Origin of the sequence: Pseudarthrobacter sp. NPDC058196 (genome assembly GCF_042882685.1) — a bacterium.
Taxonomy (GTDB): Bacteria; Actinomycetota; Actinomycetes; order Actinomycetales; family Micrococcaceae; genus Arthrobacter.
In genome coordinates this window covers 251,321-263,481 of sequence record NZ_JBHVVN010000007.1, presented here as the reverse complement: position 1 = coordinate 263,481, position 12,161 = coordinate 251,321, and the positions used below count along the sequence as shown (strand labels likewise).

Annotated in this window: 8 protein-coding genes; 3 read left to right on the top strand and 5 right to left on the bottom strand. The window is 69.0% G+C overall.

Annotated features, from left to right (window positions below; all coding sequences use genetic code 11):
* Nucleotides 1-7: 7 nt before the first annotated feature.
* The 4 genes from ACFVVC_RS12320 to ACFVVC_RS12305 form a co-directional block, all read right to left on the bottom strand.
* The gene (locus tag ACFVVC_RS12320) at nt 8-2,362 is read right to left on the bottom strand and encodes a beta-galactosidase (RefSeq protein WP_387453338.1); all 2,355 of its coding nucleotides are present in this window, start codon (nt 2,360-2,362) and stop codon (nt 8-10) included.
* An 11-nt stretch (nt 2,363-2,373) separates the two neighbouring features.
* Nucleotides 2,374-3,690 (bottom strand): cellulase-like family protein, encoded by a 1,317-nt coding sequence (locus tag ACFVVC_RS12315; protein WP_387453335.1) that lies wholly within the window; start codon nt 3,688-3,690, stop codon nt 2,374-2,376.
* Nucleotides 3,687-7,004, bottom strand: a complete 3,318-nt coding sequence (locus tag ACFVVC_RS12310; RefSeq protein WP_387453332.1) for a DUF5107 domain-containing protein — start codon at nt 7,002-7,004, stop codon at nt 3,687-3,689. Before ACFVVC_RS12310 ends, ACFVVC_RS12315 begins: the two co-directional genes overlap by 4 nt.
* Before the next feature lie 85 nt (nt 7,005-7,089).
* Entirely contained in the window at nt 7,090-7,476 is a 387-nt protein-coding gene (locus ACFVVC_RS12305) for a hypothetical protein (protein ID WP_387453329.1), read from the bottom strand.
* Nucleotides 7,477-7,734: 258 nt separating this feature from the next.
* On the opposite strand from ACFVVC_RS12305, the gene ACFVVC_RS12300 reads away from it, so the two are divergent.
* From ACFVVC_RS12300 to ACFVVC_RS12290, 3 genes are all read left to right on the top strand, one after another.
* Nucleotides 7,735-8,184, top strand: a complete 450-nt coding sequence (locus ACFVVC_RS12300) for a helix-turn-helix transcriptional regulator (RefSeq protein ID WP_387453326.1) — start codon at nt 7,735-7,737, stop codon at nt 8,182-8,184.
* A complete protein-coding gene (locus ACFVVC_RS12295; protein ID WP_109044183.1) occupies nt 8,181-8,600 on the top strand; it encodes a VOC family protein in 420 nt (139 codons plus the stop codon). Before ACFVVC_RS12300 ends, ACFVVC_RS12295 begins: the two co-directional genes overlap by 4 nt.
* Before the next feature lie 92 nt (nt 8,601-8,692).
* Nucleotides 8,693-11,083 (top strand): ATP-binding cassette domain-containing protein, encoded by a 2,391-nt coding sequence (locus ACFVVC_RS12290; protein ID WP_387453323.1) that lies wholly within the window; start codon nt 8,693-8,695, stop codon nt 11,081-11,083.
* A gap of 80 nt (nt 11,084-11,163) precedes the next feature.
* Here ACFVVC_RS12290 and ACFVVC_RS12285 read toward each other — a convergent pair whose 3' ends face one another.
* On the bottom strand, nt 11,164-12,135 hold the full coding sequence (locus ACFVVC_RS12285) for an alpha/beta hydrolase (RefSeq protein WP_387453320.1): 972 nt from the start codon (nt 12,133-12,135) through the stop codon (nt 11,164-11,166).
* Nucleotides 12,136-12,161 lie beyond the last annotated feature (26 nt).

Sequence of the window (12,161 nt, the reverse complement as noted above, 5' to 3'; positions counted from 1 at the left end):
GTCCATACTACGACGGCGGGAGGGCTCGGCCCAGGTCTTCCCGCCAATCGGACCAGCACACCAGCTGCACCCTTTCAACGGCAAGCAAGTCCCCCGATGTGGCGTCCCGCAGGCGCTGGGCCGCGGCGGGCAGCCCCACCTCTGCATCCTTGGAAAGCGGCAGGACCTGGAGCAAGACTTTCGAGCCGGCGCGGATGCCGGCATCGCCGGTGTCGATGACCCACGCCGATCCGTCCCAGAAGCGGTCGGCCACCACCCGGCCGTCCACGAGCAGCCGGGCAACGTCACCCGCCCAGGTGACCTCCAGCTCGGTGGGCGCACCGCCGGTGGCGACGTCCGTCGTCGGAAGTTCAAGCCTGTACTCCGCGGAGAGCTCCGCCATCGCTTCCCGGCCCGGCGCGGCAGCCCGGCCCGCCAGCGAGCCGAAGGACGCCGGAATGGCGGCAGCAGCGCGGACCGGCACCAGGGGAACGTCGCGGCGGGCAGATGCCCTCAGCTGCACCGCGGCAGGCACAGCTTCAAACCGCCCGGTTTCGCTTGCATACCGCCGGACCAAGGGCACGCCCAGCGAGCGGCCCGCCAGCAAGCCGCCGGCGTCCATCCAGACCGGTTCGGCGGACAGCACCAGCTCCCGGCCGCGCGGCGTCTCCAGCACCCACGCCTGGTCCGCCAAGGAAGCAGGGAGGACCAGGATCTTCAGGGAACCACCGGAACACCTCGCCGTCAACGGAGCCAGGGAGGGGCGGACAGCCCAGGTATTCCCGCCGAGCGGAGCAGCCTCGCCTTCCAGGACCGTTCCCGCCGGCAGGCACAGCCGCGGTTCGATGTCCGCTTCTGCGGCGAGCACCAGCATCGGCGATCCCCCCGGATCGAGGACTGTCAGCGCGGACGCCGTGGCCCAAAGCAACCGGACGCCCCCAACCTCCAGGTTCACCGGCCAGGCGGCGATGGTGCCTGCGGGGATATCGACGGGCACGTCCGGAACCGTCACCGGCCCATCAGCCAGGCCAAGGCGGAACTGCGCACCACTATATGCCGGAAGCGGTATATGCGGCTGGTGCCAGGTGAGGAATACAAAGCCGGACGTCCCGTCGGAGCGCAACGCCCAGCGCAGCGTCTCCGTGTCCTCCACCCCGGACGGCTCCCGGTCCGGCAGGGTGGACGGCATCGGCGCCAGGAGCTCCCCGAACGCGGCGAGGAACGCGTGCTGCCGGCGCAGCAGGGCAAAGCCCGGCGCCAGCCTGCCGGATGCGCCGATGGGCGCATGGAAGTCGTAATCGAATTCCGGGAGGTCGTTCGGGTAGCCCGTCGCCTGGGACTCCTGCAGGCCGGCCGCGGGGTTCGTCCCGCCGGCGAACATGTAATAGCCCTGCCAGCCGGAGCCGCTGCCGATCTTGTTGTTGGCCACGGCCGCCACATCCTTGTCCCTTGGCCATGGCCGCCGTTGATAGGCCGTGGCCATGCCGCCGGCCAGCTCGCAGGTGGCCGCCGGATAAAGGTCGGAGGTGGACCGGGGCGGCCCGGCATCGCTTCCCGACAGGTGTTCGCGGAGGTCGGCCCCGATGCCGGGATCGTCCCACTGGTGGCTGAAGAAGTAGTGCTGGCGGAACGTCGGATCCCACGGCGCGCCGGCATCCACCCAGAATCCGTCCCCGTAACCGCCGAAGACCGGCAGCACGTCGGCCTCGGGGAGGTCCGCCCCGCCCCACGCGGTCGCGGTCCAGAGGGGGGCGCTGAGCCCGGCCGCCCGGGCCAGCTCCTTCAACCTGGAAAGATGGGCCGGCTGGTCGTAGAGCTCGTTTTCCAACTGGATGCCAATCACGTTGCTGTCCGGCCCGCACAAGCCGCGCAGTTCGGCCCCCAGCCGGTTGTACCAGCGCTCCACCATGGCCAGGTAGGCGGGATCATTGGTGCGGTGGCGGACGGGGGCCGCCTGGACCCAGTCCGGAAAGCCGCCGTTGCGGACCTCGCCGTGGGCCCAGGGCCCGATGCGCAGGACGACGTCCAGGTCCAGCGCAGCACAGAGCCGGACGAACGCCGCGACGTCGAGGTTGCCGTCAAAGCGCGGATCACCTTCCACCGGCTCGTGGTGGATCCAGAAGACGTAGCAGGCCACCACGGTGATACCGCCGGCTTTCATCAGGCGGAGCCTGTCCTCCCAGCGGTTCCTGGGCAGCCGGCTGAAGTGGATTTCCCCGGAGACCGGGATGGCCGGGCGTCCGCCACACTCCAGGTAGTGGTTGGTGACCCGCCACCTGCCGTGCGGATCCTCGGTGTTGCTCATGGCCGGCCGCAACAAGGCATTGCTGTGCGGCCGGTGGGTGGCGGTCAGGAGGTCAAGGGCCGTGTTCGGGGAGGGCATGGCGGCGTCTTTCAGGTCACGGGTGCGGTACGGATCAGGTGGTTCATGCGGCGCTGCCAGTCTTCGTCAGCCCACAGGGGGTGGTGCGGCGCAGCGTTGGAGCACAGCACCATGCCCCACACGCCGCGCTCCAGGGCGGTGCGGATGCCGTGTTCGGCGAGGTCGCGGCCCACCGGCCCCTCCTCGAAGGTGCCCAGCAGCGGTGTGTAGCCGATCCAGCCCTCGGCCACCACCGCAGGAACGTCCTTCCAGCGGGCCCACGCGGCGATGGCGGTCACCCGCGATTCAATCTCGCGCCGCATCACTTCCCGGTAGGGCCCGTATTCGTTGTACAGCCAGGTGTCCCACGCATCGGGATCGATCCAGTCGTAGCCGTAGATCATCTGGCCGGTGACCACGGTGGCTCGGTACTTCCATTCGGCCAGGCGGCCATACTCCGCAACCGACGGAGCACCAGGCTTCAGCAAAGCCCGCAGTGCCAGGTTGGGAAACCCGCGGCTCCCTTCGGAACGGATGTCGATCTGCTCCTGGAGGGCGTCCAGCACCCCGTAGCTGTACACGTGGAACTGCGCCGCGCCCAGGCCACCGGGCAGGGTATGCATGGCAAGGTGCGGCGGCTTGCCGTAGCTGGCCGTGATCAACAGGTCCGGATGCAGCGAGCGCAGCCGCTCCACCTCACCACTGCCGTTGGCGAGCGCCGGGAGGATGGAGAAGTCCACCTCGTTGTGCAGTTCCACCATGGCGATGCGGTCCCGGTGCCCGGCATCTGACACCTCGCCGATCAGCCGGTCCCAGGCGTCGGCCAGGACACGGTACCGGTCTTCCAGCGGGACGGCGTCGATGGCTTCGAACCATTCCGGCGATTCTGCAAAGGCGGGTGACTGCTGGTACTCCCAGCTGGCCAGGATCACCACCAGCCCGTGCCGTGCGGCGGCCTCGAACAGGTCCAGGAGCCGGGTCCGCAGGTTAATCCGGTACCCGCCGGGAACGTCATACCAGCGTGTCCCCCTGCCGTATATCCCGCCGTCGGGCGCCGTTCCCAGTCCTTCGATCATTAGGTCCTCCGCGAGCGCCTCCAGCCCCAGCCCGCCATGGAGCAGCAGCGGCGCAGCGCAGATGCGGACGGCGTTGTATCCGAGCCCGGCAGCCCGTGCGCAGGCGGCGTCCAGGTCCGCGTAGGGTCCGTCCGCCTCGGCGCGGGTGTACCAGGAGAAGTCCCAGAGGCTGATGGCCAGGCGGGGCGGAAGGTGCGACGGCGGTGCGCCCGTCAGGGAGCGCGTGTCGCCCAGCACCGTGCCGGACCCGAGATAGCGGGGTGCTTCCGTCACAGGGCACCGGTTCCTTCCAGCTGCGGGCTGCGGGTCAGCAGGCGGCCCCGCCCGGCTAACTCCCGGAGTGATGCAGCCGCCGTGCGGCGGGACGCCGCGGTATCGGTGGCGAACAGCAACAGTTCCGGCAGCGACGTAGCGAAGTAGTCGGGCGCGGCGGGGGCTGCTTCCAGTTCGTCGGCCCGTTCCTCCAGCCGGCGCCATACGTCTTCGGCGTCGCCACCCCTGCCCAGGCGGGACATGGCGACGCCGCGCCAGTAGTCGGCCGGGCCGGCCGGGCCGGGGTCGACGGCCAGGGGGCCAGCCTGCCGGCAGGCCCGAGTCCAGGCCTCCACCGCAGCCTGAGTGTCCCCGGAACGTTCCAGCGCATCGCCGAGGGCCACGGAGCGTTCAGCCATGCTGTCCCGCGGATGCCGGCCTTCGCCCAGGTTCGCGGGCGCTTCGATGCCCGTGCGCAGCAAGGTGGCGGCCGCCGTCGGGTCCTGCTCCATCAACGTCCGCGCATGCTGCACAACTGCCCGGTCGTACGCGGCGAGCACCAGGCCCTCGCCCCCCTCGAACGGCTGGAACGTGCGGGATCCCAGGAGCGTCAGGGCGTCCTGCGGCCGCCCCACGTCGGTCAGCAGGTTGGCGTAGAGCACGGCAAGATCATCCCGCGCCAGGACGGCCGGTCCATGCTGTTCGATGGCGGCGAGCCGCTCCTTCGCAGGCAGCCCGCGGAGCTCCGACAGGACGGACCGTTCGAAGACGAGCCGCGCGTCATCCGGGCTTAGTTCCAGGGCCCGGGCAAAATACGCATCAGCGGCGGCGGGGTCGCCACCGGTATTAACCGTGGCCAGCGCAGCATTGCGCCACACCACGGGATCGGTGGACCCGTGGATCATCGCTTTCTGCAGGTGGCCCAGCGCATCCTTGGTCCGTTCCGCGTCAAGCAGCCAGCAACCCAGCAGCCCGTGCGCCACGGGATCACGCGGGTCGGCTTCGAGGGCCCGGTGCAGCGCATCGAACTCGTCCAGGCCGTACGGGAAGGCGTGGGTGGTGTCCGCCCGCCGCGCCTTTGCCCGTTGCGCGGCGGCCTCCTGCGGGTCCAGCAGTTCTTCCAGCCACCCGGCGCGCAGGTAGTGGCGGAGGGGCGCGGAATTGCCGAAGGCCGGATCAGCACCTGCAGGCGGCGCGCTCTCGGTCAGGTCCAGGGCGAGCTGCCACTGGCCTGCGCGGGCCAGCCAGCAGGCGACGGCCAGGCCGGTCTTGGGGTCTGCGACGTCAAGGGTTCCGGCGAGCGCGAGGGCCACGGGATCGAGTGGATCCGCGGCCAGGATGTCCTGCAGCAGCCGGGCGCTGTCAGCCGTGCGGCCCAGGTTTTCCAGGGCCAGGTAGCGGAGATGCCTGGCTTCCGGGCTGGTTGATTCCAAGGCCAGCGCGGCATCGGCATGGCGGAGCCCGGTGGCCGGCTCACCTTCCCGGAGGGCCAGCCGGGCCAAGGCCAGGCGGGCAGGGTGCGCCCAGGCCCTGTCCCAGGCGGCCTTCCCGAAGCGTTCACGGGCCTCATCGAGCCGGCCCGTTCGTTCCAGGACCAGGCCCAGCCGGTAGCTTGCCTCCCCGCTGGGAGGGTTCAGGTTGCGGCCGGTCAGCCGGTCCAGGGCGGTTTCAAGGAGTTTCCGGGCCCCGGCATAGGCCCCGGTCCGGTACTGGGTGGCGGCAAGGGCGGTTGCGGCGCGGGAATCCCCGGGGTCCCGGCGGAGCATCTCCTCAAGGTAAGGCTGGGGCCTCCTGGTGGGGTGCCGGTTTTGGGCCAGGTGGGTCGCGGTGACATGGAGCTCGTCAGGGCTTTCGATCTCCCGCGGAGGCGCGGGTTCGGTGGCTGCCCAGGGCTCCGCGGGACGGTCCGTTGGTTGCCGTGGGGTCCAGCTAATGAGTTCCCTGGCGCCGTCCATGACGCGGAGGGTGAGGTCCGTTTCCTTGGCCGGGGCGGGCAGCTGAACCGTGGCGGTGAAGGGCCGGTCCGGGGACAGTCCGGCGGTCCACGTGTGGAGGGTTTCGCAGTGCAGGGCCAGGACCACCGTGGCATTTTCCGTATGGCCCGTGCCGGCAACACCCACCGTGGCGGTCCGGCCGGCGTCGTCAAGGGAAAGCGCGACGGCGGCCTCCAGGTTCGCCTGGTGCGCCGGGCCGATGTGCCGGATGGGGTACCAGTACTGGCTGAAGGTGCGCGTCTCGCCGGGGGCGAGGTAGCTGAAGTCCGGCTGGTTGTCGGTAAAGATGCCGGCCATCAGCTCGACGTACGGGCCGTCGTCGTCCGTTAGATGCTTGTCCCAGGTCTTGCCCACGGAACCGTTCCCCCACGTCCACTGTTTCTTGCCCGGCGCAATGCTGCGGTCCGCCCAATGGACGAAGCCGGCTTCGGCGTCGTGGTCGTATCCGCCGAAGAAGCTGTCAGCCGTGTCTGTGACCATGTAGGACGTAGGGACGGGGATGTTGGCGTAGAAATCGAGCCGGTCGGCATCCGGGGTTGCGTGCTGTCCGGCGAGCGCGGGGTAGTCCACGCCGTAGTAGGGCCGGTCGGCGAGGGGGAAGGCCGTGATGGCGCGACGCGCATGGTCCGCCACGTGGGACACGTCGGTGGGGAAGAAGGACTGGTAGTTCCCGTGCACGCGGGCGGCGGCGTTCGCCCACCACAGGAAGGTTTGGGGCTCGTCAGTGCGGTTGTGGAGCCGGGCCTCCACCTCGACCAGCGAACTGCCTGGCCGGAGGCGGACGCCATGGGTTCCGCGCATCCGCTGCAACGGGTCCAGGTCCGTGTGCCAGGCGGTGACGCTGCCGTCGCCGGCATGCTCCACGGCGGTTTCCACCGGCAGGAACGTGCCGGGCCGGTGGTGCTGGGGCCAGTTGAATTCCACCCCGCCGGAGATCCAGGGCCCGGCCAGTCCCACCAGCCCGGGCTTGATCACGTTGTTCCGGTAGAAGAAGTCGTAGCCTGCGGTTTTGTCATATCCCACGTGGATGCGGCCGCCGATTTCGGGCAGCAGCATCAGGCGGACGTACTGGTTTTCCAAGTGGATGGCCTGCCACAGCCTGGGCTTCTTCACCGGATCGATCCTGTCGATGAAGGGCATGGGGTACACCTTGCCGCTGGAACCCTGGTACACCCTCCGGTCAAGGAACAGCGGATACCGGTCCGGCTCCCCTGGCGCGTAGGTGTCGATAAGGACGGGTTCGCGCCAGCAGGCCACGCCGCCCGCATCAAGGATGTGCTGCTGGTCCTGCGGCGCATTGGGCAGCACAATCCTGCCCGGCCGGGTAAGTTCGTTGGTCACCCCCCAAGGCTATGAAGTGGCCGCGGGCGGTGACCATGGCAAAAACGCGCGGCTATATGGACGATCGTGTACGCACCCGATGCGCCTACAGCGCCAGCCGCGCTCCGTCCCCGGCGGGATGTACCGACGGGATGACCGGCAGGGACCCGGTAAGGGCTTCCACCACAGCGAGCTGGCCGGTGCCGTCGGGAATCCCCGGGTACTGGACCTGCGCCGGTTCGAGGGAGGGGCCGGGGTCTTCCTGCCGCATCCGGACCAGCGCCACCGCGGAGATCAGGAACCAGGCCACGTTCGTGACGACGGACGGCCATGCCCCGTGCAGGGTTCCGTTGATGATGAAGGCAACGGAACCGAACAGGTTGGCCGCCTGGAAGCCTTTGCCCGCCTTCAGCCAGCCCATGGAAACGGCCAGGTACGCACTGAGTATCGCAACCGCGCCTGCCCAGCCGGCAATTTCCCACAGCAGTTCCATGGCGTCCTTCCAAGGTGGTGCCTGCGCAGTATCCGGGCAGGGCTCAAGATGGTGAATCAAGGTTTGGTTTCGCCGCGTGCCGGCCCCGCAGGACCGCCCACATCCAGCTCTGCGTTGCCTCAAGCCCTGTTCGGGCGAGGACCTCATACGCTGGCCGGCGGCATAATCATACCCCGCACCCCGGGGCACTTTTGACGCCCGGTTCCCCTCCGCCGCGGAGGGTGGACAAGACCACCGCGGCGTAGCACGATCGGAGCTGTGACCAGCAGTCCAGCCGCCGATCCCTACCTCCGGGAACTCACCCAACTCCGCCGCGTCAAGGACCGGATGGACCGGGAGTACGCGCAGCCGCTGGACGTCGAATCCCTCGCCAGGGACGTGCACATGTCCGCCGGCCACTTCAGCCGCCGATTCAAGCTCGCCTACGGGGAATCCCCCTACAGCTACCTCATGACCCGCCGCATTGAACGCGCCATGGCGCTTCTCCGCATGGGGAACCTCAGCGTGACGGACGTGTGCTTCGCCGTCGGCTGTTCCTCGCTGGGGACGTTCAGCACCCGCTTCAGCGAACTGGTGGGGATGCCGCCCAGCGTCTACAAGCAGGAGGCGGCGCACTCGACGGCGGGGATCCCCGCATGCGTGGCGAAGCAGGTCACCAGACCGGTCAGGAATAGAGAAGCGCCAGCCCCTGAGCCGTTACTAGCATGACTGCCATGGACATCAACATTTCCTCAACCTTCCTTCCCGCCACCGATCCTGACGCCTCGCTGGCGTTCTACCGCGACGCCCTGGGCTTCGAAATCCGCAACGACGTTGGCAGGGGCACCATGCGGTGGATCACCGTGGGACCTGCCGGCCAGAAGGACGTTTCCATCGTCCTGCATCCGCCGGCGGTGGACCCCGGCATCACCGACGACGAGCGCCGCACCATCGCCGAAATGATGGCCAAAGGCACCTACGCCACGATCGTCCTCTCGTCCCCGGACGTGGATGCGGCGTTCGCCAAGGTCGAAGCCACCGGGGCTGACGTCGTCCAGGAACCCATCGACCAGCCCTACGGAATCCGCGACTGCGCCTTCCGCGACCCGGCGGGCAACACCGTGCGCATCAACCAGCAGCCTTAGGCATATAACCAGCAACGTATATAACGGACGACGCCGCGGGAGGCTGCCAGCGCAGCCTCCCCGCAGTGCCGCCCAGGACACAGGGGGACACCTTGAGCACCGACACCAGCACCGACCCCGGGCACACCGGAATGCATCTGGCCGACAGCCACGACCTCATCCGGGTGCAGGGCGCACGGGAAAACAACCTCAAGGACGTCAGCCTTGAGCTGCCCAAGCGGCGGCTCACCGCGTTCACGGGAGTATCCGGGTCGGGCAAGAGCTCCCTGGTATTCGCCACCATCGCCGCCGAATCGCAGCGCATGATCAACGAGACCTACAGTGCGTTCGTGCAAGGCTTCATGCCCAGCCTCGCCCGGCCGGATGTGGACCGGCTGGAGGGGCTGACGACGGCGATCATCGTGGACCAGGAGCGGATGGGCGCCAACCCGCGGTCCACTGTGGGTACCGCCACGGATGCCAACGCCATGCTGCGGATCCTGTTCAGCCGGCTGGGCCAGCCCTACGTCGGGCCGCCCACTGCCTTTTCCTTCAACGTGCCCACCCGCAAGGCCAGCGGCGTCATGAGCACCGAAAAGGGCGGCCGGGTGGAAAAGAGCGTGGTCCGCCAGGTGACCTACCTGGGCGGCATGTGCCCGAGGTGCGAGGGCATGGGCAACGTCAGCGACATCGACCGGACCGCCCTGTACGACGATTCGAAGTCCCTGGCCGAGGGCGCCCTCACCGTCCCGGGCTACTCCATGGACGGCTGGTACGGCCGGCTGTTCGAGGGCATGGGCCTGCCCATGGACAAACCGATCGCAGCGTTCACGGCGAAGCAGTTGGACACGATGCTGTACGCCGAGCCCACCAAGATCAAGGTGGAGGGCGTCAACCTCACCTTCGAAGGCATCATCCCCAAGATCCAGAAGTCCATGCTGTCCAAGGACGTGGAGGCCATGCAGCCGCACGTGAAGCGGTTCGTGGAGCGGGCGGTCACGTTCGCCACCTGCCCGGACTGCGGCGGCACGCGCCTCACGCCGGAGGTGCTCGACTCGCGGATCAACGGCAAGAACATCGCGGACCTGTGCACCATGCAGATCAGCGACCTCGCGCAGTGGATCCGCGGCCTGGACGAGCCCACGGTGCGCCCGCTGCTCGCCGGGCTGCGGGACCTCCTGGACTCCTTCGCGGAGATCGGCCTGGGCTACCTGTCGCTGGACCGCCCGGCCGGCACCCTGTCCGGCGGCGAGGCACAACGGACCAAGATGATCCGGCACCTGGGCTCATCCCTCACCGACGTCACCTATGTCTTCGACGAGCCCAGCATCGGCCTGCACCCGCACGACATCGAGCGGATGAACACGCTCCTGCTGCAGCTGCGGGACAAAGGCAACACCGTCCTGGTGGTGGAGCACAAACCGGAGATGATCGCGATCGCCGACCACGTCGTCGACCTCGGTCCGGGCGCCGGCGCCGGCGGCGGCGAGATCGTCTACGAGGGCGACGTCGACGGGTTGCGTGCCAGCGGCACCATCACCGGGCGGCACCTGGGTGACAAGTCCCGGCTGAAGGACTCCGTCCGGGCGGCCCGGGGCGCGCTGGAGGTGCGCGGCGCCTCCACCAACAACCTGCGCGACGTGGACGTCGACGTGCCCCTGGGCGTGCTGTGCGTGGTGACGGGTGTGGCGGGGTCCGGCAAGAGCTCCCTGATCCACGGCTCACTGGCGAAGCGTGACGGGGTGATCGTCATTGACCAGGGCGCCATCAAGGGGTCCCGGCGCAGCAATCCGGCCACCTACACCGGGCTGCTGGAACCGATCCGCAAAGCCTTCGCCAAGGCCAACGGGGTCAAGCCCGCACTGTTCAGCTCAAACTCCGAGGGCGCCTGCCCCACCTGCAATGGAGCCGGCGTGATCTTCACCGAACTCGGCGTCATGGCCACGGTGGAGTCCACCTGCGAGGAATGTGAGGGCCGCCGGTTCCAGGCCGCCGTCCTGGAGTACACCCTGGGCGGGAAGAATATCGCCGACGTCCTGGACCTGTCCGTGGACGCGGCGCTGGCGTACTTTGCCGACGGCGAGGCCAGGACGCCCGCGGCGCACAAGGTCCTGGAGCGGCTTGCCGACGTCGGGCTGGGCTACATCACCCTGGGCCAGCCACTGACCACGCTGTCCGGCGGCGAGCGCCAGCGGCTCAAGCTCGCCTCGCAGATGGCCGAGGCCGGGGAGATCTACATCCTGGACGAACCCACGGTGGGCCTGCACCTTGCCGACGTCGAGCAGCTCCTTGGCCTGCTGGACCGGCTGGTTGACTCCGGGAAGTCCGTCATCGTCATCGAGCACCATCAGGCGGTCATGGCGCACGCGGACTGGATCATCGACATCGGACCGGGAGCCGGGCACGACGGCGGCTCGATCGTTTTTGAGGGTACGCCGGCGGATCTGGTGGCCGGCCGGGCCACGCTCACCGGGCAGCACCTGGCGGCATACGTCGGAGCTTGATCCGGGCGGTGCCGGTGGTTGAGCGCCGGCGGTTGCGCCGGCCGGTGCTCGGGCATGCCGGTGGTTGAGCTTGTCGAAACCTAGCTTCGCTGGAGCTGCCCAAGGAAGGACACAGTAGCTGCCGCGATCTGCTGCTGCGCGGCCTGCCGGCTGATGCCGGGTTCGCCGTCGCCGGGCTGTGCCCCGTAGTCGCCAAAGAACGCGTGCACCCCGCCCTGGACCGCGGCGAACTCCGTATCCACGGGGACGAGGTCCCGGGATGCCTGGATCTTGGCGGGGGTGCTGAGTCCGTCCTGGCTGCCGGAGACGGACAGGACGGCCAGGCCGGTCCGCCCGCGCAGGGATTCGATCGGGTAGGAAGCGTAGAGAACCAGCCCGCTGACATCGGTGTTGGCCAGGGCGAAGGACGACGCTGATACCCCGCCGAGCGAGTGGCCGCCCACCGCCCACGTCCTGATGTCCGGGTTGTCGGCCATGGCGCTCCTGGCCTGGCTCCCGTCCAGCAGGCTGAGCCCCAGCGGTTCCTTCAGGATGACCACCCGGTACCCGGCCCCCACGGCGGGGGCCAGGATGTCCTGGTACGCCTTGGCGTCCACCCGGGCACCCGGGTAGAAAACCAATCCCCTGGTGGCAGTCCTGCCCTCCGGTGACATGGTGATGGCGGTGGCTGACTCGGTGACGGCGAGGTCCGACGTCGGGCCCGCCTCCGCTGCCTGGCCCGGCTGGTAGGCGAAGGGGCTAAGCCAGGCCAGGCCACCTGCGAGCGCCAACACGGCGATCCTGCCCGCCCAGGCGCCCACGGTCCGGACACGGGAGCGGGGCCGCGGAACGTCACGGCGCAGCCACAGCAGGATGGCCCAGAGGACACCCGCTGCAGCAGCAGCCAGCAGGATGCCCGGCAGCAGGGGGTGTCCGCCCAGGACCGCGGGATTGCCGGCAAGCATCCACGCGGGAACCACCATCAGGGCGGCGGCACAGGCCACCGACGCCCAGAAGAGAACGGTCCTGTGCCTGGCGGGCAGAACCCGGGCTGCGGCTGGTGAGGTATCCATGGGTCTGATCTTTCCACCGGGCGGCC

What these genes read in the sequence shown, in the direction of transcription:
- ACFVVC_RS12320 (WP_387453338.1), bottom strand. Translation starts at nt 2,362, where the DNA reads ATGCCCTCCCCGAACACGGCCCTTGACCTCCTGACCGCCACCCACCGG.
- ACFVVC_RS12295 (WP_109044183.1), top strand. Translation starts at nt 8,181, where the DNA reads ATGACTGCCATGGACATCAACATTTCCTCAACCTTCCTTCCCGCCACC.
- ACFVVC_RS12305 (WP_387453329.1), bottom strand. Translation starts at nt 7,476, where the DNA reads ATGGAACTGCTGTGGGAAATTGCCGGCTGGGCAGGCGCGGTTGCGATA.
- ACFVVC_RS12285 (WP_387453320.1), bottom strand. Translation starts at nt 12,135, where the DNA reads ATGGATACCTCACCAGCCGCAGCCCGGGTTCTGCCCGCCAGGCACAGG.